At 66.1% G+C, this 23241-nt stretch carries 30 protein-coding genes; 12 read left to right on the forward strand and 18 right to left on the reverse strand.

The features are described 5' to 3' along the window. Window positions 1-2 precede the first annotated feature (2 nt). Window positions 3-1292 (reverse strand): cytochrome b/b6, encoded by a 1290-nt coding sequence (locus AAC014_RS00315; protein ID WP_293779299.1) that lies wholly within the window; start codon window positions 1290-1292, stop codon window positions 3-5. 6 nt (window positions 1293-1298) lie between these two features. Further along, window positions 1299-1862, reverse strand: a complete 564-nt coding sequence (gene petA, locus AAC014_RS00320; protein WP_339702692.1) for a ubiquinol-cytochrome c reductase iron-sulfur subunit — start codon at window positions 1860-1862, stop codon at window positions 1299-1301. A 158-nt stretch (window positions 1863-2020) separates the two neighbouring features. Between petA and AAC014_RS00325 the strand changes: the two genes are divergently transcribed. Both AAC014_RS00325 and hemF read left to right on the forward strand, forming a co-directional pair. Next, window positions 2021-2470 (forward strand): tRNA (cytidine(34)-2'-O)-methyltransferase, encoded by a 450-nt coding sequence (locus tag AAC014_RS00325; protein ID WP_293779303.1) that lies wholly within the window; start codon window positions 2021-2023, stop codon window positions 2468-2470. Then, entirely contained in the window at window positions 2467-3321 is an 855-nt protein-coding gene (hemF, locus tag AAC014_RS00330) for an oxygen-dependent coproporphyrinogen oxidase (RefSeq protein WP_339702695.1), read from the forward strand. The genes AAC014_RS00325 and hemF overlap by 4 nt, the downstream gene beginning before the upstream one ends. On the opposite strand, the gene AAC014_RS00335 is transcribed toward hemF, so the two are convergent. The 4 genes from AAC014_RS00335 to AAC014_RS00350 are packed head-to-tail and all read right to left on the reverse strand — an operon-like array spanning window position 3318 to window position 4989. Further along, window positions 3318-4037: a hypothetical protein gene (locus tag AAC014_RS00335; protein ID WP_339702698.1), complete on the reverse strand. Its 720-nt coding sequence runs from the start codon at window positions 4035-4037 to the stop codon at window positions 3318-3320. The two genes, hemF and AAC014_RS00335, sit on opposite strands and share 4 nt — an antisense overlap. A gap of 35 nt (window positions 4038-4072) precedes the next feature. Further along, window positions 4073-4402 carry a Grx4 family monothiol glutaredoxin gene (gene grxD / locus AAC014_RS00340; RefSeq protein WP_293779309.1) on the reverse strand — a complete coding sequence of 110 codons (330 nt, stop codon included), beginning with the start codon at window positions 4400-4402 and terminating at the stop codon, window positions 4073-4075. 19 nt (window positions 4403-4421) lie between these two features. After that, window positions 4422-4655 (reverse strand): BolA family transcriptional regulator, encoded by a 234-nt coding sequence (locus AAC014_RS00345; protein ID WP_339702703.1) that lies wholly within the window; start codon window positions 4653-4655, stop codon window positions 4422-4424. A gap of 10 nt (window positions 4656-4665) precedes the next feature. Then, entirely contained in the window at window positions 4666-4989 is a 324-nt protein-coding gene (locus AAC014_RS00350; RefSeq protein WP_339702706.1) for a DUF1476 domain-containing protein, read from the reverse strand. A 156-nt stretch (window positions 4990-5145) separates the two neighbouring features. On the opposite strand from AAC014_RS00350, the gene AAC014_RS00355 reads away from it, so the two are divergent. The 3 genes from AAC014_RS00355 (at window position 5146) to AAC014_RS00365 (ending at window position 8089) form a co-directional block, all read left to right on the forward strand. After that, window positions 5146-6288: a DUF3667 domain-containing protein gene (locus AAC014_RS00355; protein WP_339702709.1), complete on the forward strand. Its 1143-nt coding sequence runs from the start codon at window positions 5146-5148 to the stop codon at window positions 6286-6288. A gap of 144 nt (window positions 6289-6432) precedes the next feature. Next, the gene (purC, locus tag AAC014_RS00360; RefSeq protein WP_339702712.1) at window positions 6433-7221 is read left to right on the forward strand and encodes a phosphoribosylaminoimidazolesuccinocarboxamide synthase; all 789 of its coding nucleotides are present in this window, start codon (window positions 6433-6435) and stop codon (window positions 7219-7221) included. A 121-nt stretch (window positions 7222-7342) separates the two neighbouring features. Then, the gene (locus AAC014_RS00365; RefSeq protein WP_339702715.1) at window positions 7343-8089 is read left to right on the forward strand and encodes a PEP-CTERM sorting domain-containing protein; all 747 of its coding nucleotides are present in this window, start codon (window positions 7343-7345) and stop codon (window positions 8087-8089) included. Between the two features lie 45 nt (window positions 8090-8134). On the opposite strand, the gene AAC014_RS00370 is transcribed toward AAC014_RS00365, so the two are convergent. Next, window positions 8135-8299 carry a hypothetical protein gene (locus tag AAC014_RS00370; RefSeq protein WP_160119054.1) on the reverse strand — a complete coding sequence of 55 codons (165 nt, stop codon included), beginning with the start codon at window positions 8297-8299 and terminating at the stop codon, window positions 8135-8137. Continuing rightward, entirely contained in the window at window positions 8299-8463 is a 165-nt protein-coding gene (locus AAC014_RS00375) for a hypothetical protein (RefSeq protein ID WP_339702722.1), read from the reverse strand. The genes AAC014_RS00370 and AAC014_RS00375 overlap by 1 nt, the downstream gene beginning before the upstream one ends. A gap of 134 nt (window positions 8464-8597) precedes the next feature. Between AAC014_RS00375 and purS the strand changes: the two genes are divergently transcribed. Genes purS through AAC014_RS00390 form a run of 3 tightly spaced genes read left to right on the forward strand, consistent with a single transcriptional unit; the run spans window position 8598 to window position 10478 of the window. After that, a complete protein-coding gene (gene purS / locus AAC014_RS00380) occupies window positions 8598-8828 on the forward strand; it encodes a phosphoribosylformylglycinamidine synthase subunit PurS (RefSeq protein WP_339702725.1) in 231 nt (76 codons plus the stop codon). Window position 8829: 1 nt separating this feature from the next. Beyond that, window positions 8830-9498, forward strand: coding sequence for a phosphoribosylformylglycinamidine synthase subunit PurQ (gene purQ, locus AAC014_RS00385; RefSeq protein ID WP_339702728.1), 669 nt, complete (start codon window positions 8830-8832; stop codon window positions 9496-9498). Between the two features lie 14 nt (window positions 9499-9512). Next, entirely contained in the window at window positions 9513-10478 is a 966-nt protein-coding gene (locus AAC014_RS00390) for a sulfotransferase (protein WP_339702731.1), read from the forward strand. Here the strand turns inward: AAC014_RS00390 and AAC014_RS00395 are convergent. From AAC014_RS00395 to AAC014_RS00405, 3 genes are read right to left on the reverse strand one after another with little or no spacing between them, the layout of a single operon-like run. Continuing rightward, window positions 10472-11491 (reverse strand): aminoglycoside phosphotransferase family protein, encoded by a 1020-nt coding sequence (locus AAC014_RS00395; protein ID WP_339702734.1) that lies wholly within the window; start codon window positions 11489-11491, stop codon window positions 10472-10474. The two genes, AAC014_RS00390 and AAC014_RS00395, sit on opposite strands and share 7 nt — an antisense overlap. Before the next feature lie 43 nt (window positions 11492-11534). Continuing rightward, window positions 11535-12038 carry a MarR family transcriptional regulator gene (locus tag AAC014_RS00400; RefSeq protein ID WP_339702738.1) on the reverse strand — a complete coding sequence of 168 codons (504 nt, stop codon included), beginning with the start codon at window positions 12036-12038 and terminating at the stop codon, window positions 11535-11537. A 24-nt stretch (window positions 12039-12062) separates the two neighbouring features. Continuing rightward, the gene (locus tag AAC014_RS00405) at window positions 12063-12806 is read right to left on the reverse strand and encodes a queuosine precursor transporter (protein ID WP_339702741.1); all 744 of its coding nucleotides are present in this window, start codon (window positions 12804-12806) and stop codon (window positions 12063-12065) included. Between the two features lie 31 nt (window positions 12807-12837). Between AAC014_RS00405 and AAC014_RS00410 the strand changes: the two genes are divergently transcribed. The 3 genes from AAC014_RS00410 to AAC014_RS00420 are packed head-to-tail and all read left to right on the forward strand — an operon-like array spanning window position 12838 to window position 16763. Further along, on the forward strand, window positions 12838-14100 hold the full coding sequence (locus AAC014_RS00410) for a type VI secretion protein ImpB (RefSeq protein WP_339702744.1): 1263 nt from the start codon (window positions 12838-12840) through the stop codon (window positions 14098-14100). Window positions 14101-14128: 28 nt separating this feature from the next. Continuing rightward, a complete protein-coding gene (gene purL, locus AAC014_RS00415) occupies window positions 14129-16306 on the forward strand; it encodes a phosphoribosylformylglycinamidine synthase subunit PurL (protein WP_339702747.1) in 2178 nt (725 codons plus the stop codon). Between the two features lie 31 nt (window positions 16307-16337). Beyond that, entirely contained in the window at window positions 16338-16763 is a 426-nt protein-coding gene (locus AAC014_RS00420; RefSeq protein ID WP_339702750.1) for a hypothetical protein, read from the forward strand. 21 nt (window positions 16764-16784) lie between these two features. On the opposite strand, the gene AAC014_RS00425 is transcribed toward AAC014_RS00420, so the two are convergent. The 4 genes from AAC014_RS00425 to AAC014_RS00440 all read right to left on the reverse strand — a co-directional run bounded on the left by AAC014_RS00425 (window position 16785) and on the right by AAC014_RS00440 (window position 21258). Further along, window positions 16785-17990, reverse strand: a complete 1206-nt coding sequence (locus AAC014_RS00425) for a P1 family peptidase (protein ID WP_339702753.1) — start codon at window positions 17988-17990, stop codon at window positions 16785-16787. A 79-nt stretch (window positions 17991-18069) separates the two neighbouring features. Then, entirely contained in the window at window positions 18070-18738 is a 669-nt protein-coding gene (locus AAC014_RS00430) for a hypothetical protein (RefSeq protein WP_339702756.1), read from the reverse strand. A 55-nt stretch (window positions 18739-18793) separates the two neighbouring features. Further along, window positions 18794-19237: an Hpt domain-containing protein gene (locus tag AAC014_RS00435; protein ID WP_339702759.1), complete on the reverse strand. Its 444-nt coding sequence runs from the start codon at window positions 19235-19237 to the stop codon at window positions 18794-18796. 92 nt (window positions 19238-19329) lie between these two features. Beyond that, window positions 19330-21258, reverse strand: coding sequence for an alkyl sulfatase dimerization domain-containing protein (locus AAC014_RS00440; RefSeq protein WP_339702762.1), 1929 nt, complete (start codon window positions 21256-21258; stop codon window positions 19330-19332). Window positions 21259-21309: 51 nt separating this feature from the next. Between AAC014_RS00440 and AAC014_RS00445 the strand changes: the two genes are divergently transcribed. Further along, a complete protein-coding gene (locus AAC014_RS00445; RefSeq protein ID WP_339702765.1) occupies window positions 21310-21687 on the forward strand; it encodes a VOC family protein in 378 nt (125 codons plus the stop codon). Here AAC014_RS00445 and AAC014_RS00450 read toward each other — a convergent pair. From AAC014_RS00450 to AAC014_RS00460, 3 genes are all read right to left on the reverse strand, one after another. Continuing rightward, the gene (locus AAC014_RS00450) at window positions 21641-21895 is read right to left on the reverse strand and encodes a sulfurtransferase TusA family protein (protein ID WP_339702768.1); all 255 of its coding nucleotides are present in this window, start codon (window positions 21893-21895) and stop codon (window positions 21641-21643) included. The two genes, AAC014_RS00445 and AAC014_RS00450, sit on opposite strands and share 47 nt — an antisense overlap. 2 nt (window positions 21896-21897) lie before the next feature. Continuing rightward, complete coding sequence (locus AAC014_RS00455) at window positions 21898-22791, reverse strand: hypothetical protein (protein WP_339702771.1); 894 nt, start codon at window positions 22789-22791, stop codon at window positions 21898-21900. Between the two features lie 88 nt (window positions 22792-22879). Next, the gene (locus AAC014_RS00460; RefSeq protein WP_339702774.1) at window positions 22880-23230 is read right to left on the reverse strand and encodes a hypothetical protein; all 351 of its coding nucleotides are present in this window, start codon (window positions 23228-23230) and stop codon (window positions 22880-22882) included. Window positions 23231-23241 lie beyond the last annotated feature (11 nt).

A 23241-nucleotide genomic window follows, 5' to 3' on the forward strand; every position in this document is an offset into this window, starting at 1 on the left:
CCTTATTCGGCCGGCTGCGCCGCCGCCGTGGCGGGCGCGGGTTCAGACTTGCCGAGTACGGCTTCGGCGATCGAGTTGGGCAGCGGGAGCGGCCGCTCGATGCGCGAGACGATCGGCAGGATGATGAGGAAGTGCGCGAAGTAGTACATCGACGCGATCTGGCTGATTCGCACCCACGGCTCTTCGGCCGGCTTGCCGCCGCAGATGCCGAGGATCAGCAGATCGAGCATCAGCACCCAGAACAGCTGCTTCGAAACCGGCTTGAAGCGGTTCGACTTGACGTTCGAACCATCGAGCCACGGCAGGAAGAACAGCAGCAGGATCGCCGCGAACATCGCGAGCACGCCCCACAGCTTCGCCGGCAGGATGAAGTCGATCGTGAAGGCGCGTAGGATCGCGTAGAACGGCCAGAAGTACCATTCGGGAACGATGTGCGCCGGGGTCGAGATCGGGTTCGCCGGAATGTAGTTGTCCGGGTGGCCGAGATAGTTCGGCAGGAAGAACACGAACACCGAGAAGATGATCAGATAGACGCACGCGCCGAACAGATCCTTCGCGGTGAAATACGGGTGGAACGGCAGCGTATCGGCCGGCCCCTTCACGTCGATGCCGGTCGGGTTGTTCGAACCCGGAATGTGCAGCGACCAGATCTTCAGGATGACGACGCCCGCGATCACGAACGGCAGCAGGTAGTGCAGGCTGAAGAAGCGGTTGAGCGTGGCGTTATCGACCGCGAAGCCGCCGAGCAGCAGCGTCACGATGCTGTCGCCGACCACCGGAATGGCCGAGAACAGGTTGGTGATGACGGTCGCGCCCCAGAAGCTCATCTGGCCCCACGGCAGCACGTAGCCCATGAAACCCGTGGCCATCATGAGCAGCAGGATGACGACGCCGAGCATCCACACGAGCTCGCGCGGCGCCTTGTAGCTGCCGTAGTAGAGCCCGCGGAAGATGTGGATATAGACCACGATGAAGAAGAAGCTCGCCCCGTTGGCGTGCGCGTAGCGCAGCAGCCAGCCGTAGTTCACGTCGCGCATGATGTGCTCGACCGAATCGAAAGCGACGAGCGTGTTCGCGCCGAAGTGCATGGCGAGCACGATGCCGGTGACGATCTGGATCAAGAGCGCGAGGCCCGACAGGACGCCGAAGTTCCACAAGTAGTTGATGTTGCGCGGCACCGGATAGCCCGCGCCCACGCTGTTGTAGACGAGACGCGGCAGCGGCAGGCGCGAATCCAGCCACTGCATGAACGGGTTCTTCGGCTGATAGTGGTTTGCCCAGGGAAAGCTCATCGCCGGTTATCCAATCTGAACGCGCGTGTCGGACTTGAAGGCGTACTCAGGCACTTCGAGGTTCTTCGGTGCCGGGCCTTTGCGGATGCGCGCCGCGGTGTCGTAGTGCGAACCGTGGCAGGGGCAGAAGTAGCCGCCGTAGTCGCCGCGATTCTCGCCTTCCGCAGCGCCGAGCGGCACGCAGCCGAGGTGGGTGCAGACGCCGAGCGTGATCAGCCAGTTCGCCTTGCCTTCCTTGGTGCGCTCCGCGAGCGTCTGCGGATCGCGCAGGTCCGAAACCGGCACCTTGTTCGCCTCGGCGATCTCGGCGGGCGTCAGGTTGCGCACGAACACGGGCTTGCCGCGCCAGTTGAGCTTGATCGCCTGCCCGGTCGCGACCGGTGCGAGATCGACCTCGATCGAGGCGAGCGCCAGCACGTCGGCGGACGGATTCATCTGGTCCACGAGCGGCCAGGCGGCCGCCGCTGCGCCAACGCCCACAAAGGCGCCGGTTGCCACATGGATGAAGTCGCGGCGGCGCACGCCTTCATCGGTGATCGGATGACCGGTGGTGTCTTCGACTGTCGTCATTCACTAACCCCGCGAGCGGGAGATATTCGGGCAGGCTCCGCCCGAACGCCCCCTTAGGTTCGATGCTTGGGCGCCTGATAGCCGCCGATACCCCTCGGCCGCAATGGGCAAAATTGGCGCATTGCTGTGGAAGCATGGCTGGGCTAGCGCAATGCGCCATGCGCATCGCCCTTTTCCAGCCCGATCTGCCGCCCAACGTCGGCACGCTGGTGCGGATGGGCGCGTGTCTCGGCCTTCCTGTGGATATCATCCGTCCCTGCGGCTTTCCGCTGGGACGTGAGGCGCTTCGCCGCAGTGCGATGGACTATTTCGAGCACGCCGACATCCACATCCATGCCGATTGGGCCGCGTTTCAGGACAGCGTGCCCGGCCGTCGCGTTCTGCTGACAACCAAGGCGTCTGTGCCGTATACGGACGCGCGCTACGTCCCGGACGATGTGCTGGTGGTGGGGCAGGAATCGGTGGGCGCCCCCGATTTCGTGCATGATGCCGCCGCGCTTCGTGTCCGTATCCCGATGAAGCCGGGCCTCCGCTCGCTGAACGTGGCGCTTGCTGCCGCGATGGTGGCGGGAGAGGCCCTCAGACAGACAGGATTCTCTCCGCAATGACGAGTTTCGACGCCCGCCAGACCGCCGCCGCCGACTGGTTCCGGACCCTTCGCGACCGTATCTGCGCGGCTTTCGAGGCGCTTGAGGACGATCTCGGCGGCGACGCCGCACCCGGCCGATTCGAACGCAAGAGCTGGGACCGCGCCGATCATACTGGCGCGCCCGGTGGCGGCGGCACGATGTCGGTGATGAAGGGCCGCGTGTTCGAGAAGGTCGGGGTCAACATCTCCACCGTCCGCGGCGCGTTCGATCCCGAGTTCGCGAAAACGATCCCCGGCGCGGCGGAAGACCCGCGCTTTTTTGCCACAGGCATCAGCCTCGTCGCGCACATGGTGAACCCGCATGTGCCCGCCGTTCACATGAACACGCGCTATCTCGTAACCACGAAAGCCTGGTTCGGCGGCGGGGCGGACCTCAACCCGCCGATTCCGGTGGAGGCGGACACGGCCGACTGGCACGCCGCCTTCAAGGCCAGCTGCGACCGGCACGACCCCGAATATTTCCCGCGCTTCAAGGCGTGGTGCGACGAGTATTTCTTCATCAAGCACCGCAATGTGGCGCGCGGGCAGGGCGGCATCTTCTACGATCAGCTCGCGAGCGGCGACTGGGACGCCGACTTCGCCTTCACCCGCGACGTCGGCGAAACGTTCCTGAGCATCTACCCGGCGCTTGTCAGCCGCCACATGCATGACGACTGGACGGCGGAAGACCGCGCCCGCCAGCTCGCCTACCGGGGCCTCTATACGGAGTTCAACCTCGTCTACGACAGGGGAACGCTGTTCGGCCTCAAGACCGGCGGCAACATCGACGCGATCCTGATGAGCCTGCCGCCCGTCGCCACCTGGAGCTAAGCGGCGAGCTGACGGTAGATATTGGCGGACAGCACCGAGACGAAGACGCTGAACATGGCGCCGACGATCGAGATCAGAAGCTCGGTGAGGAAAGACGGATCTTCCGGCGTGCCGCCCGTGGCGGCGAGCCCGATCGCGCCGACGAGCCCGCTCAAGATCGCGAAGATCAGCACGAACACCGCGAAGATCGCGAAAATACGCCCGACACTGCCGGCCGTCATCGCCCAGCTGCGGCGCAGCGCCTCGCCGGCACGGGCATTCTCGGCCGCGATGATCGCCGCGAGCAGCGACAGGCGGAGGGCGAAATAGACGGCAATCGCCGTGAGGAGCAGCAGAAGCGTGCTCGTGGCCACCGATGCCTGCTGCGCGCCCGCCAGATAAAGCACGCCGACCGGCATGAAGACGATGACGACGGCAAGGCTCGCCACGATGATACGCGGTGTCAGGCCGACGGCGCGGCGAATCGCCGATCCGGCATCGATATTGGGAAAGAGCACCAGCAGCACGATGGCGGCTTGCCCGATCACGCCGATGAGCCCGCCCACGGCCTGCGCGAGCTGCGCATTCTGCTCGCCGAGCGCCTTTCCATCGGCGAAGCGCGCGATCAGCAGCGAGGGCATGAACACGAAGGCTGCGGCGGGCAGCGCGAATTCGCCGAAGCGGCGCTGCACGTCAGCGATCGTGTCGGTCCAGGCCTTGCCGATCGCTAGCGCCACGCATCACCCCCATTTTTTCGAAAAAGAACGCCGGTTCAGGCGGCGTGCGGAACGCCCTTTTCGGCGAGCAGTTCGTGCAGCTCGCCCGATTCGAACATTTCCATCATGATGTCGCTGCCGCCCACGAACTCGCCCTTCACGTAGAGCTGCGGGATCGTCGGCCAGTCGCTGAACGCCTTGATGCCTTGGCGCAATTCGGCATCCTGCAGCACGTCTGCGCTGTCGTATTCAACGCCGAGATGCTCGAGGATGGCGATGGCGCGGCTCGAAAAGCCGCACTGCGGAAACAGCGGCGTGCCCTTCATGAACAGCACGACGTCGCTGCCGTTCACCTTCTCGGCGATTCGGGTGTTGATATCGGTCATGTGTTGCTCCTCGTCCGGTTCAGGCCGGAACCTCGGTGGTCAGCTGCAAGGCGTGCAGTTCGCCGCCCATGCGGCCGCCGAGCGCCGCATAGACCATCTGGTGCTGGCGAACGCGCGGCAGGCCCCGGAACGTCTCCGAAACCACGCGCGCGGCATAGTGATCGCCGTCGCCGGCAAGGTCGGTGATCTCCACGACTGCGTCCGGCAGCGCTGCCCGGATCATGCCTTCAATCGCGCCTGCGTCCATCGGCATGGCGCGGCCCTCAGACTTCCTCGATGAATTGGCGGCGCGCCTCGACGAGCTTTTCCTCCATCGCGCGGCGCACCTCGTGCTCGGTGACCTCCACGCCCTTGGCGGTGAGGTCGCCGTAAACCTTGCGGAACACATCGTCGTCGCCGACCTCCTCGAAGTCGGCGGCCACCACCTCGCGGGAATAGGCATCGGCCTCAGCGGTGTTCAGCCCCAGCTTTTCCGCCGCCCAGTTGCCGAGCAGGCGGTTGCGCCGCGCCGTGACCTTGAACTGCAGCTCGGCATCGCGCGCGAAGCGATTCTCGAAAGCCTTTTCGCGGTCGTTGAAATTGTTCATGACGGGCGTATGTCCTTCCTTGGCTGGCAAGCCGGTTATCGGGGCTTAGATAGAGAGGCACCGCACCCGGTTCAACTGCAAGCAGCACGCTTGATCGTCGCAGCTTTTGCGCCGAAACTTGCCGGGCGGACATTCAGGCAGGCGGGACGGTACGCAATGAGCAGCGAGATCGATGCGGCGGGCACGCTGGCGGCAGGCGGCTTGGTGGCGGCGGCGCTGGATAAACAGGACGCAAAAGCGGGCGACGTACAGACGATCTGCCCGAACTGCGGCACCGCCATCGTCGGCCATTATTGTCACGAATGCGGGCAAAGCGCGCACCTGCCGCGTTCGATCGGGCACATCTTCCACGATATCCTACACGGCGTTCTCCACTTCGACAGCAAAGGCTGGCGGACGCTGCCGATGCTGGTGGCACGCCCCGGCACGCTGACCCGCGACTATGTGGAGGGGAAGCGCGCCCGCTACGTCGCCCCCTTCCCGATGTTCCTGTTCACCGTGTTCGTGATGTATTTCACCTTCGCCATGGTCGGCGGGCCCAATGTCAACCTCGCGGACGCGGTGCAGCTCGATCCCAAGAGCGTCGAGGCGGCGCAGCAGGAGCTCGTCACCGAAACCGAAAGATTGAAAACACTCGAGGCGAAGCTGGCCGCGGCAAGGGCAAAGCCGGTGCCCGTCCCCGGCGAAGCTGCTGAACTCAAAGGCCAGATCACCGAACTGCGCACCGAGATCGGCATCATGAAAGCGACGCTCGGAACGATGGGCGTCGTGCCGCGTGATCCCGAGAATCCCGACGCGCCGCAGCCGCCGGACTGGCGCGAAGCGCTCGCGAAGGCCGCCGACAAGGACATGAAAGTCGATACCGGCAACCCCGGCCTCAACGCGAAGCTCACGAAGGCGCTGAAGAACCCCGAGCTCTTGTTCTACAAGATGCAGCAGTCCGCCTATAAGTTCTCGTTCCTGCTGGTGCCGCTGTCGCTGCCGTTCGTGTGGCTGCTGTTCCCCTTTCGGCGTGGCACACACCTCTACGATCATGCCGTTTTCACGCTCTATTCGCTGTCGTTCATGTCGCTTTTGTTCGTGTTCGCCGTGCTGCTTGCCCGCATCGGCCTCATCAGCTTTTCGAATGCCATGGCGATCAGCATGTTTGCGCCGCCCATACACATATTCGTGCAACTGAAGGGCGCGTACGGCCTCAGCATCGGCGGCGCGCTCGCGCGCACGATCCTCCTGTCGATTTTCGCGATCGTGGTCCTCGCGCTGTTCATGCTTGTCATCATGGCGCTCGGCGCGGCCTGAAGACGTCGCCCGACCGCTTCCATTGTCAGCCCGGTAGGCTTCCGCTATGGCGGGTAGTGTGTTTCCCCGCCTCGGGCGCGCGCCAGCTCCGGTGCGAACCGGGGCGGTGCTTTTTTCAGAACTCCGAATCGAGAAGGTCCGCCGATGTCCCGCCGCCGCCAGATCTACGAAGGCAAGGCCAAGATCCTGTACGAAGGGCCGGAACCCGGCACCATCATTCAGTATTTCAAGGACGACGCGACCGCGTTCAACGCCCAGAAGAAGGGCACGATCAACGGCAAGGGCGTGCTCAACAACCGGATTTCCGAGCATATCTTCACGCTGCTCGGCCAGATCGGCATTCCCACGCACTTCATCCGGCGCCTCAACATGCGCGAGCAGCTCGTGCGGCAGGTGGAGATCATTCCGGTCGAGGTCGTTGTGCGCAACGTCGCCGCCGGCTCGATCTCCAAGCGCCTCGGTATCGAGGAAGGCACGCAGCTGCCCCGCACGATCCTTGAATATTATTACAAGGACGACGCGCTCGGCGATCCGATGATCACGGACGAGCACATCGCCTGCTTCGGCTGGGCAACGCAGGAAGAGATGCACGACGTCGCCGACATGGCGATCCGCATCAACGACTTCATGTGCGGCCTGTTCGCGGGCGTCGGCATCCGCCTGATCGATTTCAAGCTGGAGTTCGGCCGCCTGTGGGATGGCGACTACAGCCGCATCATCCTTGCCGACGAGATCAGCCCGGACGGCTGCCGGCTGTGGGACAGCACCACGAACGAGAAGCTGGACAAGGATCGCTTCCGCCAGGATCTGGGCGGTGAGGTGGAAGCCTATCAGGAAGTCGCGCGCCGCTTCGGCCTGCTCCCCGAAGGCTCGGTCTCCACGGTCCTCGACCTCGACGAGCACCGCAAGGCGAGGGGCAAGAAAGACAGCTGAGGGGCCTCCGGCCTGTCTGCCGTTTTTTACACTTTTCGGCAGCGCTCCGGCTAAGTCATTGACTTAATCCACTGGCCTCTTTCTTGCATGAATCTTCCCGTAACAGGGAAGGGGTCTCGAAATGAACGCATCCAGAATTCTGGCACCATTGGCGTTTGTCGTACTGTCCGCGTCTCCGGCTTTGGCCATACCGAGCATTTCCATTGCACCTGGCGACAGCCCCGCTGGCGGCTATCTGCCTCTTTCAAGTTTCGGCATCGCCCCCGTCGCGGGCATGGGCGACGAGACCATCATCAATTTCACGACCCCCTCGTTCGTCTTTGGAGGAGAAACATGGGGCAGCGTGGGGATATCCAGCAACGGCTATCTGAAGGTGGGCGGCGCTACCGGCGCGGACAGTGCCTCTGTCAACACCGCGCTGCCTGGCGCGTCGGCTCCCAAGAATATCCTGGCTCCTTTCTGGACCGATCTTGATTTTGGGCTGGGCGGCACCTTCCGCATTGGAACGCTGACGGACGGTGTAGACACCTGGCTCGTCAGCGATTGGGCCGGCGTGCACGGGTTCGGCAGCCCCGAAGCCTATTCCTTCCAGATCTGGATCGGCATCAACGGCGTAGAGGACATTACGTTTACCTATGGTCCGCTTGGCGCACTGCCCGCGAACCTCACTGTCGGAGCGCAGGACGCCTCCGGCACCGTCGGCGACACATGGTACTACAACGGCATGGGGACAGCGCCCTTTAACGGCCTGCAACTGCGTGTGAGTTCGCTCGATCTGCCGGTCGACGTTCCTGAACCGGCGGCGCTTCCATTGTTCGGCCTTGGCGCTCTGGGGCTTGGCCTCGCGCGTCGGCGCAAGGCGGCGTGATGGGGCGGGCGAGCCGCAGGGTTCGCCCTTCCTCCACGGAAGACATCAGCGGCGTTTGGCGCGCTTCTTCTTGACCTGATATCCGCAGATGATGCCGAACAGGAATGCGCAGAACAGCGCGATATGCAGGTTCGAGCCGCGCATCTGGCCGAGGATGTCCTCGTAATAGACGAACAGCGCCACGAACATGGCGGCGGCGAGAAGGCCCATCAGCCGTCCTTTCGCCAGGCGGAAATGATGCCGAACAGGAACGACGCGACAAGCGCGAGCTGTACCTCCTGATCGTGTGTCAGCCACGGAAAGATATACCCGCCGACGAACTTCTCGGCGGTCGCGAACAGCACCACGAACAAGGCAATGGCGAGATAGTCCACGTGCCCCAGACCCCGAACTGAGAATGACCCGGTCCTAACCATAGGCGCACAGGCTTAACAAAACCCTCATGCCCGCCCTTTCGAGGCCTATTTGGGCGTTGCGGCGCGGCGCGGGGGGCGCCATAAGGCGCGCCATGAAAGCCAAAGTCTATGTCACGCTGAAAAACGGCGTCCTCGATCCGCAGGGCAAGGCCATCTGCCATGCGCTCGAATCCCTCGGGTTCGGCGAGGCGCAGGACGTGCGGCAGGGCAAGTTCATCGAGCTTGAACTCGCCGACGGCACCAGCGAGGCGCGCATCGAGGAGATGTGCCGCAAGCTGCTCGCCAACACCGTGATCGAAAACTACCGGATCGAGATCGCCTGAGATGAAGAGCGCGGTCATCGTCTTCCCCGGCAGCAACTGCGACCGTGACATGGCGGTCGCGCTCCGCGAGGTGACGGGACGTGCGCCCGCGATGGTCTGGCACCGCGAAACGGTGCTGCCCGACGTCGACGTCATCGCGCTTCCGGGCGGCTTTTCCTACGGCGACTATCTGCGCACCGGCGCGATTTCGGCGCAATCCCCGATCATGGCCGCGGTGAAGCGCGCCGCCGAGCAGGGGCGCTTCGTGCTCGGCGTCTGCAACGGCTTCCAGGTGCTCACCGAAACCGGGCTGCTGCCGGGCGCGCTGATGCGCAACGCCGGGCTCGATTTCGTGTGCCGCGACGTGCCGCTGACGGTGGAGAACACGCAGACGGCGTTCACGTCGGCCTACACGGCGGGCGAGACGATCCGCATTCCGGTCGCGCACCACGACGGCAACTACTTCGCCGATGCCGCCACGCTCGACCGGATCGAGGGCGAGGGCCGCGTGGTCTTCCGCTACGCCGAGGACGTGAATGGGGCGCAGCGCCGCATCGCGGGCATCGTCAACGAAACCGGCAACGTGCTCGGCATGATGCCGCACCCGGAGCGCGCCATCGAAGCAGCGCAGGGCGGCACAGACGGCCGCCGCCTGTTCGAAGGCCTCGTGCAGGCTTTCGTCGACGCGTGAACACGGCGGGCGACATGGCCGGCCCGCTGATGATCTTCGGCAGCCCGCGATCCGGCACGACCTGGGTCGGCTCGCTGTTCGATTCGCACCCGCGCACGCTCTACCTCCACGAGCCGGACGTCATCGAAAAGGAACCGCGGCTGCCGTTCGTGCCCTATGGCGCGCTTCCGGCCGATATCGATCGGATCACACGCGACTATTTCGAGCGGCTGGCGCACAACCGCTCGCTGCGCACCGTTCACACCCCGACGCTGTTTCCCAAAAGCTACCGCAGCGGCATCGCCGATCAGGCGCGCGCCGCGATCGTCCGCGCACTGCGCGCGGTCGATGCCGTTCTCCCCGCCGTGGGCCGCAGCCGCAACCTTCAGGTCCCCGATCTCACGAACACGGGCGAAACGCCGTACCTCGTGATGAAGTCGGTCGATTCGATCCCGCGCCTTCCCGTCTTCGCGCGCGCGCTCCCCGGCGTGAAGTTCATCTATATCGTGCGCCACCCCTGCGGCGTCGTTTCCTCGAAGCTGCGCGGTGCGGAGCTCGGCAAGATGGGCGCCGCGACGCTCTATTCGGATGTGCTGGCGCTGCCGCCCGCCCGCGCCGCCGGGCTCGACAAGGCACGCGCCGATGCGATGACGGATATCGAGAAGCTGGCGTGGGATTGGCTCATCACGAATGAGTGGGTCCACAGCGAGGTCGCCGGGCTCCCCAACGTCTACACGCTCGTCTACGACCGGCTCGCGGCGAACCTCGATCCTGAGGCCGCGTCGATGTTCGACTGGGCGGGGCTCGACCGCCCGGCGCAGGTGCAGGCCTATTTCGATCGTCTGCGCGGCTTCGACGGCACCGGCGACCGCTATTTCAGTCTCAACCAGAACCCAGCAAAGTCCGCCGCGAAATGGCGGCAGGAACTGAGCGCCGAGGCGCAGGAAACCGTCGGTGCGATCGTCGCGGGTTCCAGCGTCGGCAAGCTCTTCGGCTACTGATCCCCGCTCGTGCGGCTGCCCGGCCAACCCGCGATCAGCGTTTCCAAGCCTGCATACAGATCTGCGTCCGCCCCCGTGAGCAGGCGCTTCGCGCGCGTGCGAATCTCGGTGCGGTCCGGCTCGTCCGTCAGATACGGCGCGGGTGACTTGCCGTCGACGCGCGCCAGCAGCAGCGCCGCCGTGAGCGCCCCTGCGCGCCGCATCAGCGCCTCAGCATCCTCCCAGACGATGCCCGCACGATAGGCCTCCGCCATTTGCGTGGCGGACGCTGTCAGCGTGGCGGCGTGCGGCCTCAGCCACACCGCCTTCAGCAGAAGATGCGTGGTGCAGAACGCAAGGTCGAATGCCGGATCACCATACACCGCGCATTCGGCATCCAGGAACACGGGGCCGCCGGGTCCGACGAGGATGTTCTTCGGACTGACATCGCCGTGGACGAGCGCGACATGCCGCGCTTCGAGGTCGGCCGCGAACGCCCTGGGGCGCGGCGCGACCTCCGCATCATGCTGCGCGACGTGGAGCAGGAAGGGCTCGACGCGCAGCGCATGAAACATCGCGCCCGTATCGAAATCGGCCGCGATCGCGGGGTCGTTTGCGGTCGCGGCATGAATGCCGACGAGCGCTTCGCCGACCTTCGCGGCGAAGCCCGGATCGACACGCCCGGCGATGAGTTCGTCCTTCCAGACCGGGTGCTGCGCCGGCTCCAGAAAGCGCATCGCGAAGAGGTGCTCTTCGGGCACTTCGGCAACGATCGTGGGGACGATTCCGGGTGCGAACGCGCCGACGCGGCGCAGCCAGCGCACCTCGCTCTCGGCGCGCTCGACGGGCGCGAACCAGTCCGCCTGCACGCGCAGCTTGGGCAGCGCACGCTTCACGGCGATCGGCCCGGCCGCGGTATCGACGCGCCACACGTCGCACGATACGCCGCCCGAGAGCGGCGTCATCCGGGGGACCTCCCCGCGGGCGACAAGTCCGCAGGCGCGCAGGTGTTCGATAACGGTTTCGTCTTGCACGGCGCAGAGGCGTCCTTTCACCCGTTTTCGCGAAGCTTCGGCGCTAAGCTCTCACGTCGCTCAACGTCGGCGCGTCCTTCGCTTCCTCGGCCAGATTGGCGATCACACGGCGCAGCAGCGATTGCAGCGCGTCCACCTCCGCGTCGGATAGCCCCGCCGTCGCGAGATCATGCACCTCCGCGTTCATCGGCACGAGCACGTCTTCAAGCGCCTTCGCATGGTCCGTGAGGTGAATATAGATCTTGCGGCGATCGATCTTGCACTTCTCGCGCCGCACCAGCCCTGCCGCCTCAAGGCTTTTCAGCGCAACCACCGTGGTCGGCTCACGCATCCCGACGCGCGCGCTGAGTTCGCGCTGCGTAATGCCGTCCTCAAGCCAGAGCTGGCGCAGGAAGCGCCACTGCCCCGCGGAGACGCCATGCTCCAGCGTGCGCCGCTCGAGCGCGCGCGAAAACGAGCGGAACATCACGCGCGAAAGATAGCCGATGCTGTTCTCCGGCAGCCTGTAATACGCTGCGGGCTGACGCGTGGCCTTGGGTTTCGACACCGTAAAACTCTCCCTGTGCCGGTGCTACACGCTCGCCTTGAAGGGCGTGAAATCGGTCTTGCGGTCGTAGACGTCGAGACCTTCGCGCCGCTTCAGGAAGCCGACCACCGCATAGGTTACGGGCGTCAGGATCGCTTCCCAGCTCACTTTCAGCACCCACTGCGTGATGAGCACCTTCAGCACAAGGTCGTTCGTCCAGCCCGCCGCGCCGAGGAAAGCGAGCGGATAGAAGATCAGGCTGTCGACGCCCTGTCCCGCCACGGTGCTGCCGATGGTGCGCATCCACAGGTGCTTGCCCCCCGTCCACACCTTCATCTTTGCCATCACGTAGGAGTTGGTGAACTCGCCCGCCCAGAAGGCGACGATGCTGGCGAAGACGATGCGCGGCACCTGCCCGAACACCGCCTCATAGCTCGCCTGTCCGGTCCAGTCGGCGGCGGGCGGCAGCGCCACCACCACCCACGCCATGAACGCCATGAAAATGAGCGCGGCGAACCCCGCCCAGATGCAGCGCCGCGCCCGCGCGTAGCCGTAAACCTCCGTGAGCACGTCGCCGAGCACGTAGCCCACGGGGAAGAACAATATGCCCGCGCCGAACGGCCAGTCGCCGATGCCGGGGAGGTCGACCACCGCCACCTTCCCCGCGCCGAGCACGTTCGACAGCAGAAGGATGGTGACGAACGCCGCCATCACGAAATCGAAGTAGCGCAGCGGCCGCCCGTGCAGCGACTCCGCCTCCACGGCGCGGGGCGCATGCGCGTTGTTCACAGTTTGTTCTCCATGCGCTACACTCCCGCTCATGCGCCCCGATTCGCTGCTCCGCTGGCTGTTTCTCGATCTGAACAGCTATTTCGCCAGTGTCGAGCAGCAGTTGCAGCCGGCACTGCGCGGTAAGCCCGTCGTCGTCGCGCCGGTGGATACGGACACGACAAGCGCCATCGCCGCGAGCTATGAAGCAAAGGCCTTCGGCATCCGCACCGGCACGCCGATCTGGGAAGCGAAGCGCCTTTGCCGCGACCTCATCGTCGCCCCCGCGCGCCACAGCGCCTATGTCGAATACCATAACCGCATCATCGCGGAGGTGGACCGGCACATCCCCGTCACAAAGGTCTGCTCGATCGACGAGGTCGCCTGCCGCCTGATGGACAATGAGAACGACCCGGCGTTCGTCCGCGATCTCGCGCGGCGCATCAAGGCGGGCATCGCCGCGAACGTCGGCGAATATCTCAAATGCTCGATCGGCGTCGCGCCGACGCGCCTCGTCGCCAAGATCGCCTGCGACATGCACAAGCCCGACGGCCTTACTGTTATCGAGGCACACGAGCTGCCGGAGCGGCTCTACGCCCTCAAACTCACCGACATCCCCGGCATCGGCCGCAAGATGGAACGGCGCCTCGCCATAAAGGGCGTGCTCACGATCCGCGACCTCATCACGCGCGGCCCGAAGCGCGCTGGAGAGGCATGGGGCGCGGTGAACGGCGACCGGCTATGGTGGACACTCACTGGCCACGAGGTGCCGGACGTGGAAACGCAGCACCGCTCGATCGGCCACAGCCAGGTGCTCTCTCCCGCGAAGCGCGATCCCGTCGCCGCGCTCGCCACCGCCCGGCGCCTTTGCCTGAAGGCCGCGAGCCGTCTGCGCCGCGAAGGCTATGCCGCGCGCAGCCTGCTGCTCCACGCCCGGCTCGAGGACGGCGGCAAGTTCGCCGCGCACCAGCGCCTGCCGATGACGCAGGACAGTTTCAGCTTCCTGCGCACGCTCGAAGCGCTCTGGCCCCGCCTCGCGGCGCAGAAGCAGCGCATCCGCATGGTCGGCGTCACGCTCGCAGAGATCGCGCCCGCCGGCCACGAACAGGGCGCCCTCTTCGATCGCGACGACATCGACCACGCGCTCGCCCGCGAGGCGCGCGGCCTCCGCCTCAGCGAGGCGATGGACAAGGCGAACGCGAAGTTCGGCCGCAACGCCGTCACGCTCGGGCCGCTGATCGGCGGCCGCATCGACCAGGTCGGCGCGAAGATCGCCTTCCACCGCATCCCCGACATGGCGGAGTTCCACGAATAGGCGCTGGAACCGCGCGCGCCGCCTCGCTATGAGCGCGGCCATGACCGATATCATCACGCCCGAGATCGTCGCCGAGCACGGCCTGACGCCAGACGAGTACGAAACCATCCTCGCTGCGATGGGCCGCACGCCCAACCGCACCGAGCTTGGCATCTTCTCGGTGATGTGGTCGGAGCACTGCTCCTACAAATCGAGCCGCATCCACCTGAAGACGCTGCCCACCGAGGCGCCGTGGGTGATCTGCGGCCCTGGCGAGAACGCGGGCATCATCGACATCGGCGACGGCGACGCCGCCATCTTCAAGATGGAGAGCCACAACCACCCCTCGTTCATCGAGCCCTATCAGGGCGCGGCGACGGGCGTCGGCGGCATATTGCGCGACGTCTTCACCATGGGCGCGCGCCCGGTCGCGAACCTGAACGCGCTGCGCTTCGGTGCACCCGATCACGCCAAGACGCGCCACCTCGTCGCGGGCGTCGTCCACGGCATCGGCGGTTACGGCAACTGCGTGGGCGTGCCCACCGTGGGCGGCGAGGTGAACTTCCACCCGGCCTACAACGGCAACATCCTTGTGAACGCCATGACGGTGGGCGTCGCGAAGACCGACAAGATCTTCTATTCGGCCGCCGCCGGTATCGGCAATCCGGTGGTCTACGTCGGCTCCAAGACCGGCCGCGACGGCATCCACGGCGCCACGATGGCGAGCGCCGAATTCACCGACGATTCGGAAGAGAAGCGCCCCACCGTTCAAGTCGGCGATCCCTTCACCGAAAAGCTGCTCATCGAAGCCTGCCTCGAACTCATGGCATCAGACGCCATCGTCGCGATTCAGGACATGGGCGCCGCAGGCCTCACCTCCTCGTCGGTCGAGATGGCCTCGAAGGGCGGCGTCGGCCTTGAGCTCAACCTCGACGCCGTGCCCTGCCGCGAAACCGGCATGATCCCTTATGAGATGATGCTTTCCGAAAGCCAGGAGCGGATGCTCATGATCCTGAAGCCGGGCCGCGAGGCCGAGGCTGAGGCGATCTTCCGCAAGTGGGAACTCGATTTCGCGGTGATCGGCACTGTCACGGAAACCGGCCGCCTGGTCCTGAAATTTGAGGGGCAGACCGCCGCCGACATCCCGCTCGCCCCGCTTGCGGACAACGCCCCGCTCTACGACCGTCCGCACGTCGAGACGCCGAAGCGCGCGCCGCTGACGAACGTTCCCGAAAGCGCGGACCTCGCTACCGATCTCATCAAGCTCATCGGCTCGCCGGACATCGCCAGCCGCCGCTGGGTGTGGGAGCAGTACGACCACATGGTCGGCGCCGACACCGTCCAGCGCCCCGGCGGCGACAGCGCCGTCGTGCGCGTGCACGGCACCCAGAAGGGCCTCGCCATCACCACGGACTGCACGCCGCGCTACTGCTTCGCGGACCCGTTCGAAGGCGGCAAGCAGGCGGTCGCCGAAGCCTATCGCAACCTCTCGGCGGTCGGCGCGACGCCGCTCGCCATCACCAACTGCCTCAACTTCGGCAATCCGCAGCGCCCCGAGATCATGGGCCAGTTCGTCGGCTGCGTCTCGGGCATGGGCGCGGCGTCGAAGGCGCTCGACTTCCCCGTCGTCTCGGGCAACGTCAGCCTCTACAACGAAACGAACGGCGTCGGCATCCTGCCCACCCCCGCCATCGGCGGCGTCGGCCTGCTCAAGGATTACACCAGCAGCGCCACCATCGCCTTCAAGGCCGCGGGCGAGCCGATCTGGCTCGTCGGCACGCGCGCTGAAGGCCACCTCGGCCAGTCGATCTGGCTCCGCGAAATCCACGGCCGCGAAGACGGCCCGCCGCCCCCGGTGGACCTCGATGCCGAGCGCAAGGCAGGCGAATACGTCCGCAAGCTGATCGCAGAGGGCAAGGCAACCGCCGTCCACGACATCTCCGACGGCGGCCTCCTCGTCACCATCGCCGAAATGGCGCTCGCGGGCCGCACCGGCGCGACACTCGACGCCCTCACCACCGCCGAAGCCTTCGGCGAGGACCAGGGCCTCTACGTCGTCACGGCGCCCGAAGGCGCGCTGGATGGCGCCGCAGTGCCGGTGAAGCGCATCGGCACGACGGGCGGCGATGCCGTCACCGTGGGCAGCGCCTCCGTCAGCCTCGCCGCACTCCGCGACGCTTATGAGGGCTTCTTCCCGACGCTGATGGGGCGGGATAGCGCCGTCTAAACAGCGCATCACGCCCGAAAGGAGGCGTAGGATGGAAACGCTGGCCGGTGGCTGTCATTGCGGCAATCTGGGCCTTGCGGTCGCGCTCACCGCTTCGGCGGGAGACTACGTGCCGCGCGTTTGCGATTGCGATTTCTGCTGCAAGCACGGCGCATCCTATGTTTCGGATCCTGACGGCAGGCTCGAGATCAAGGTCCGCGATCCGCAGCTTCTAGGACGGTACAGGCAAGGCAGCGGCGCGGCTGAAATGCTCGTCTGCCGCGACTGCGGTGTTCTCGTCGGCGCTGTCTATCGCGAAGGCGATACGTTGCTCGGCGTGGCCAACGTCCGCGCTCTGGACGCTGGCCCCACGTTCGCGGCCGCGCAGCCGGCCTCTCCTCAACGCCTTGGCAGAGAGGAAAAGGTCGACCGCTGGAAGGCCGTCTGGTTCGCCGACGTCACCATCGCCGCACCGTGAAGCCTGCGCCTGCGTGACGCCTCACTTCGCGGCAGCCAACCGCCCATACTTCTTTAAAATCGCCCGCAGCTCCGCATGCGGCAGGCGCTGGATGGTGTAGCCGTCGACGCCGGTCAGCGTCTCTGCCGCCACCAGCACGTTGGTGATCGCCTCTTCGGTCGCCTGCGTCGCCGCCTCGAAGATCAGCGTCAGCTTGTCGTTCGGCATCGTTTCGACGCTGATCACGTTGCCGCCCACGCTCTGCACATTTGCGTTCGCGGTCGAGAAGGCGACGAAGATGTCGCCCGAACCGTTGCTGCCCGCGTCGCCCATGCGGCCCATGCCCGCCGCCGCGCGCTTGGCGAGGCGCTTCAGCTGATGCGGCAGCATCGGTGCGTCCGTCGCCATCACCACGATGATCGAGCCGTCACCCGGCGCGACCGCGTTGTTCGTCGCCGCCGCCGTTTGCGTCCCGCGTGTTTCGGGCAGGTACTTGTCCGCGAGTTCCTCGCCCACCGGGGCGCCCGCCACGCGCAGCCACGGCCGCATGCCGAAGTTGCACTGCACGAGCACGCCGACCGTGTAGCTCTTGCCGTCCATTTCGACCACGCGCGAGGCCGTTCCCGTGCCGCCCTTGAAGCCGAAGCACTGCATGCCGACGCCGCCGCCGACATTGCCCTCGGCCACCGGGCCGGATGCTGCGGTCTGGATCGCGCGCAGCGCGTGCTCGGGCTTCACGTGGAAGCCGTTGATATCGTTCAGCATGCCGTCGTAGGTTTCGGCCACCACGGGCGTGAACCATGCGCCCGGCCATTTCACGTCGGCGAGCCACCCCACCACCGCGTCGCGCACTACCCCGACGCTGTGCGTGTTGGTGATCATCACCGGCCCGTCGAAATAGCCGCGCTCCTCCATCCACACCGTACCGGTCATCTCACCGGCGGCGTTGCTGGTTTCCCAGCCCGCGTACACCGGCGTGCGCGAATCTTTGCCGCGCGGCAGCACGGCGGTCACGCCCGTGCGCACTGGCCCCTTGCCGCGTTCGAGCTTGCCCTCGCCCGAGATCAGGCTGACGTAGCCGACCTCCACACCCGCAACGTCGGTGATCGCATTGTTCGCCCCCGGCTTCCCAGCGAACGGCACGCCAAGATCGCGCGCACGCACGGTGTCCGCACTTGCCACGCCGCTCGCTGCACCTGCCAGAACCAAGCCCGCCGCGATGATCGCGGCAAATCGCCGATAGTGCATGTCACTTCCCCTGCCCTGAATGTGGGCAGAGCATAACGCCTTGATCGCAGAAGAAAACCTTGGCCCGAGGGTGTGGCGGCTAGCGGCCGTTGACGCACGCCCGCCGCACCTTCTCGTGCTGCGCGCGCGTGGCGCTCTCGCGGCGGGAGAATTCGGTGCGCAGCGCGTCGGCGCGGCCGGGGGGCTGGCATTGGCGGGCATAGTTCACCGCCGCATCCATGAACGTCGGCAGCACGGCGTTCAGCGCGTCGAAGTTCGCCAGCATTTCGGTGCAGGCGGTCTGCTTGTCGGGATAGGCCTTGCGCGTATCGAAATTGGAGACCGCCGCCGCGCGCTGCTGCGCCGCCAGCGCGGCTTCGCGCAAGGTCTTGCAGGCTATGGTTTCGCGGGCGCCTTCGGGGGGCTTGCCGATCACGCTTGCATCGCTGGTGCCGAACTCGCGCGCCGCGACGCCGCGCAGGTCTTTCACGATGCCGCACTGCTTGAGCACGGTCGTGCCTCCCGGCGCACCGAGATCGACCTTCACCTGGCCGTCCGTCACCACGGTGGAGCGCGGTGCGCCGTCCAGCGTCCAGTCCACCACCGCGCACTGCTCGGTCGCGGTGCGGATGGTGAGCGTGCTGCCCTCGGTCAGCAATTCGGCGCGGCAACCGCGCACGCGGACGGATGTGTCGCACGAAGGCCCCTCGGCCATCGCAGGCGTGGCCACGAGCAAAAGCGCAGCGCAGAGCAGCGTCGACCGGATCATGCCCTGTTCCCCCATCGCTTGCAGATTAACACGCACGGGTTGGTGCGTCTCGCGGTCAGATGCGCCCGAAGCTCTGGTTGCCCGCCGCGCTGCGCATCTCGCCGCGGCGCTGCACGAGCGGGTTCGTCTCCCGCTCCAGCACCTCCATGGTGCGGCGGAACAGCGGTTTCAGCCCTGCGACGAGCACGAGCAGTTCGTCGGGCTTTTCCTGGTGCTCCACGCAGCGACGTGCCCCCATTTCGATGCGTTCGGTCAGCTCGCCCAGCGTCATCGCGCCGAACTGGCGGGCTTCCGATTTCATCGTGTGCGCGGGCATCACCATGCGCGCGGCATTGCCCTCGCGCTGCGCGGCCTCGATCTCGGCGACGGCCTTGGCGCCGTCTTCCCCGAAATAGGTGATGATCTTGATGAATCCCGCACCCATGGTGGCACGCGTCTTCTCGAAGACCTCGATGTCGACCACCGGCAAACCGGGGTCGGTGATGTCCAGCTTTTCCACGCGCGCGATCCTTACCTTATTCTGCGCGAGGATTGTCGGGCACGGGGGTAAAGTTTTGGTTTCCGCTGATGCTTGCCGAGGGGTTACGATCGTTATGGCAGGGCAAGGCCGAAGCTCGCCGGCGGCGGCTCGAAAAGGCCGGTAAAGCGTTGTAATTGCGCCGCATCCCCATCGATGCGCAGAATCCCTTTCTGCACGGCCTCCGCCGCCTTCACCTGCCCGCCGACGAGGCCGAGGAACACGCGGCGCGGGCTGGTGAGCGTCACCGCCGGGGCCGCGCCTTCGCTCCACGGCTGATGCACGAGCACGCGGTTCCGCACGCTCACCAGCCGCCGCTCGCCGCTATCGGGGAGGATGATACCGATCGAAAGCTCGGCGCCCGCTGCCTTTTCGGGCGACAGGCGCACCGCCATCAGGTCGAGCAGGTCGGCAAGCGGCGTCGACATCGCGATTTCAGACGTGTCCGCGCCGCCGCCGCTCGTCGCGAGCCCGCGCAACTCGCGCGCGCCGGACAGGTAGATGTTGCGCCACGGCGCGGTTTCCGTCTGCCATGCCATCTGCTCGAAGCTCGCGGCGAGCATGTCGCGTGCGCGGGCGTTCGCGGGCTCCGCCATCACGAGGTGGGAGAGGAGTTCCGCCGCCCAGCGCTCGTCGCCCGCATTTCGTGCCTTCGCGGCCTCGCCGAGCACCTTTTTGGCGCCGCCCATCGCCGCGACGATGCGTTTGCCGCGCTCCACATCGGGCAACGGATCAAGGTGCGCGGGGTTGCCGTCGTAGTGGCCCATGTAGCGCTGATAGACGGCGCGGGCGTTGAACTTGAGGGAGCCGTAGTGGGGCCGGTTGAACCAGGCCTGCCCAAGCTCCGGCGGAAGCTGCATCGCTTCGGCGATCTCGTCGCCATTCAGCCCCGCGTTCATCATGCGCACGCTCTGGTCGTGCAGGTATTTATAGGCGTCGCGGTGCAGCGCAATGGTGCGCCGCAGCGTTTCGCCGCCCCAGCGCGGCCAGAAGTGCGAGGTGAACAGGACGTCGCTTTTCGGCCCGAACCGCGTGAGCGCTTCGGTCAGGTAATCCGCCCACACCTTCGCATCGCGTACCAGCGCGCCGCGCGGCGTCAGCACGTTGTGCATCGCGCCGTTCGCGTTCTCGGCAAGGCAGAGCGCGCGCAACTCCGGCAGGTAGAAGTTCATCTCGGCAGGCGCTTCGGTGCCGGGCGTCAGCTGGAATTCGAACCGCACCCCATCCACCTGCGTCGTCTCAGCCCCCACCCGCACCGTATCGGTCGGCGCGATCAGGCTGTAAGTCCCCCCGGCCACCACCGGGCCGAGGCCCGCCGAAACGATCCCCTCCGTCCCCCGCTCCAGCGCGCTGCCGAACATGAATGCCGCCCGCCGGCTCATCGCAGCCCCCGCGATCACGTTCTCCGAGATGGCATGTTCCATGAACCCGTCAGGCGCATAAATCCGCACCTTCCCCGCCTTCACGTCCGCCTCGTCCACGATGCCCCGCACCCCGCCGAAGTGGTCGATGTGGCTGTGCGTGTAGATCACCGCCGTCACGGGCAGGTCGCCGAGGTGTTGGCGCGCAAGCGCGATCGCGGCGCGCGCGGTTTCCACGGTCGTCAGCGGATCGACGACGATGAGGCCGGTCTTGCCCCGGATCAGCGTCATGTTCGCAAGGTCGAAGCCGCGGACCTGCCAGATGCCGGGCACCACCGCGAAAAGGCCGGACCCGCTCACCAGCTGCGCGTTCCGCCACAGGCTTGGGTTTACCGTATCGGGCACCGCTCCGGCCATTTTCGCATCGTCGGCGAACGACCGGATCACGCGGCCATCTGCCCCCAGCACATCGGCGTCCGGCCGGGCGAGAAGACCGCGCCCCGCAAAGTCGAAGTCCTCGGTATCGCCGAACGGCAAGGCCGCCGCCACCGCACTGTTCGCAGCTTTCGTCGCCGCGCTCGGTGCTTCCGCCGCCGCGGGTTGCGCGGCCGCGAGCGCCGCCACGATCCAAAGGCGCATCATCCCGGTCCTCCCTGTTTTGCGTTATGCTGCACGAATCAGGAGGCGGCGCAAATGGCGAAGGTGACAGGGATCGGCGGCGTGTTTTTCAAGGCGACGGACGTCGCCGCGACGCAGGCCTGGTATCGCGACCATCTGGGCGTCGACATGGGCGATTTCGGGGGCGTGTTCCGCTACGCCGACGCCGGTGACGAGGCTTTTTCGATCTTCAGCGCGTTCAAGGCCGAAACGACCTACCTCGATCCCTCGCCCCACGGCATCATGATCAATCTGCGCGTCGACGACCTCGACGGGCTGCAGACCCATCTCGAGGCACACGGCGTTCCCGTCGAACGCAAGGACGAGGACTATGGCAAGTTCGCGTGGGTGATCGACCCCAACGGCATCAAGCTCGAGCTGTGGGAGCAGATCGGCCCGGCACCGCCCGCCTGATGCGCCATCTGAGCGGCCCCGTTTCCTCCGCCGCGATGCCTTGCTCGTTGGCGAATGCAGGCACATCGCGCGCCGCGGCAGGATCGTCGGCGACGAGATTGAACTCGGCAGCGTCGGGATATTCGCGGAGCGCCCGCGCCAGTCGCAGCACGGGCAGCGGGCAGCGCATTCCGCGCGCATCCACCTGCACGACCACAGCGTCCGTCACGTTCAGCGGATTTCGAACAGCTTGATGCTCCGGCTCGCATAAAGATAGGCGAGCACGAGCGAAGAAAACAGCCGGCGCTTGCCGCGCCGTCCACGGGCGATAAACACGCCCTCGGGGTGCCGATAGAGATTGGGATAAACCTCTTCGGACTCCTCGACGAGTTGGTCCTTCGCGGCGCTGTCCAGGCCGCGCCAGCGCGAATAGGTGCGACGCTGCCGCCGCCGCTCGCGCACCACAAGCCAGAGCACCGCGGCGCCAGCCGCAAGACCGACACCCATTGCGAGGCCCGCGAGCCACTGCCGCCCCTCGTGCGTTTCCACCTCGCGCGGCGTGGCGAGCGCATCATCCGGCAGCGCCTCGTCCTGATCCTGCGGGCTTTGCCCCGCGCGCTCTCCAGCCTTTTCGTGCGCCAGATATTCTTCGACACGAAGCCCCATCACCGCCTTGATGGGGCCGTCGGCAAGACGCATCTGATCGATCGTGCCGTCGCCGCCCGAAACGAATCCCTCGCCCGACGCGCCCACCGTGATCGCATAAAGCGGCCGCTCGGTGCATTTAACCTTGAGCGTGCGCGCGCGTGCAGAGGTGCGAAACACCTGAAACTCGCGAACGCGCGGGCAGTTAACGTCGAGTTCGATCACAGTCGCGGAAACGAGTTTTTCCAGCTCCTCGTCCGCGGCCCCGCCTTTCAGCGCATGAAAAAGCCGCGTGGTTGCAGGCTGCAGCGCAAGGAGGCTGGGATCCGGCTCGTTTTCCGCAGCCTGCCCGGCGGGCGGCGCGGGTTCCAGCGTCTCCGGGTCTCCATCAAGCACGGCGTCGGGGACGACCGGGGGCTCGCCCGTCGCCACGGTGGGCGCGAGCATCAATGCGATCGCAACGAGAGCCGCAGCTGACATGGCGCCGATTGATACCGATGCGGCGGCGCCCTGTCAGCACGGAACAGCAACAATACGTGCTGCGCGTTTGCAGCCGCTTCCGCCGAGCCTACGCGGCTTTCGCCCGCAGCACGTTGCCGAGTGCCCGATCGAGAACGGACGTGGTGATATGGCCGTAACGCGCAAGGCCGGTGAGCCGCGCCTCGTTCGCGGGACCGAGCAGTGGTCGCAGCCCCGCACGCAGCATATCCACAAAGGCAGGCGCGCGCTCCGTCAGCGTGCGCAGCTGATCCTCCGACACCTGCCCGTCCGAAACGGCCTTCACGATCGCATTGAACGCGTCCGGGTCGGTGACGTGCGCTTGGACGGTCGCCTGCAGGATCACGTCAGCGCGTCTGGTGAGCAGCGTCCCGGCCAGCACCATGGCATTGATCTGATCGGCAAACGCTTCGAAACTCATACATGGTCCCC

The sequence above is a fragment of the uncultured Sphingosinicella sp. genome, assembly GCF_963974575.1.
In the GTDB taxonomy this organism is placed as follows: Bacteria; Pseudomonadota; Alphaproteobacteria; order Sphingomonadales; family Sphingomonadaceae; genus Sphingosinicella.

What these genes read in the sequence shown, in the direction of transcription:
- AAC014_RS00430 (WP_339702756.1), bottom strand. Translation starts at nt 18,738, where the DNA reads ATGATCCGGTCGACGCTGCTCTGCGCTGCGCTTTTGCTCGTGGCCACG.
- AAC014_RS00355 (WP_339702709.1), top strand. Translation starts at nt 5,146, where the DNA reads ATGAGCAGCGAGATCGATGCGGCGGGCACGCTGGCGGCAGGCGGCTTG.
- AAC014_RS00425 (WP_339702753.1), bottom strand. Translation starts at nt 17,990, where the DNA reads ATGCACTATCGGCGATTTGCCGCGATCATCGCGGCGGGCTTGGTTCTG.
- purQ (WP_339702728.1), top strand. Translation starts at nt 8,830, where the DNA reads ATGAAGAGCGCGGTCATCGTCTTCCCCGGCAGCAACTGCGACCGTGAC.
- AAC014_RS00390 (WP_339702731.1), top strand. Translation starts at nt 9,513, where the DNA reads ATGGCCGGCCCGCTGATGATCTTCGGCAGCCCGCGATCCGGCACGACC.
- hemF (WP_339702695.1), top strand. Translation starts at nt 2,467, where the DNA reads ATGACGAGTTTCGACGCCCGCCAGACCGCCGCCGCCGACTGGTTCCGG.
- purL (WP_339702747.1), top strand. Translation starts at nt 14,129, where the DNA reads ATGAGCGCGGCCATGACCGATATCATCACGCCCGAGATCGTCGCCGAG.
- AAC014_RS00315 (WP_293779299.1), bottom strand. Translation starts at nt 1,292, where the DNA reads ATGAGCTTTCCCTGGGCAAACCACTATCAGCCGAAGAACCCGTTCATG.
- AAC014_RS00455 (WP_339702771.1), bottom strand. Translation starts at nt 22,791, where the DNA reads ATGTCAGCTGCGGCTCTCGTTGCGATCGCATTGATGCTCGCGCCCACC.
- AAC014_RS00440 (WP_339702762.1), bottom strand. Translation starts at nt 21,258, where the DNA reads ATGATGCGCCTTTGGATCGTGGCGGCGCTCGCGGCCGCGCAACCCGCG.
- grxD (WP_293779309.1), bottom strand. Translation starts at nt 4,402, where the DNA reads ATGACCGATATCAACACCCGAATCGCCGAGAAGGTGAACGGCAGCGAC.
- AAC014_RS00420 (WP_339702750.1), top strand. Translation starts at nt 16,338, where the DNA reads ATGGAAACGCTGGCCGGTGGCTGTCATTGCGGCAATCTGGGCCTTGCG.
- purC (WP_339702712.1), top strand. Translation starts at nt 6,433, where the DNA reads ATGTCCCGCCGCCGCCAGATCTACGAAGGCAAGGCCAAGATCCTGTAC.
- purS (WP_339702725.1), top strand. Translation starts at nt 8,598, where the DNA reads ATGAAAGCCAAAGTCTATGTCACGCTGAAAAACGGCGTCCTCGATCCG.
- AAC014_RS00410 (WP_339702744.1), top strand. Translation starts at nt 12,838, where the DNA reads ATGCGCCCCGATTCGCTGCTCCGCTGGCTGTTTCTCGATCTGAACAGC.
- AAC014_RS00325 (WP_293779303.1), top strand. Translation starts at nt 2,021, where the DNA reads ATGCGCATCGCCCTTTTCCAGCCCGATCTGCCGCCCAACGTCGGCACG.
- petA (WP_339702692.1), bottom strand. Translation starts at nt 1,862, where the DNA reads ATGACGACAGTCGAAGACACCACCGGTCATCCGATCACCGATGAAGGC.
- AAC014_RS00370 (WP_160119054.1), bottom strand. Translation starts at nt 8,299, where the DNA reads ATGGGCCTTCTCGCCGCCGCCATGTTCGTGGCGCTGTTCGTCTATTAC.
- AAC014_RS00460 (WP_339702774.1), bottom strand. Translation starts at nt 23,230, where the DNA reads ATGAGTTTCGAAGCGTTTGCCGATCAGATCAATGCCATGGTGCTGGCC.
- AAC014_RS00350 (WP_339702706.1), bottom strand. Translation starts at nt 4,989, where the DNA reads ATGAACAATTTCAACGACCGCGAAAAGGCTTTCGAGAATCGCTTCGCG.
- AAC014_RS00345 (WP_339702703.1), bottom strand. Translation starts at nt 4,655, where the DNA reads ATGCCGATGGACGCAGGCGCGATTGAAGGCATGATCCGGGCAGCGCTG.
- AAC014_RS00365 (WP_339702715.1), top strand. Translation starts at nt 7,343, where the DNA reads ATGAACGCATCCAGAATTCTGGCACCATTGGCGTTTGTCGTACTGTCC.
- AAC014_RS00445 (WP_339702765.1), top strand. Translation starts at nt 21,310, where the DNA reads ATGGCGAAGGTGACAGGGATCGGCGGCGTGTTTTTCAAGGCGACGGAC.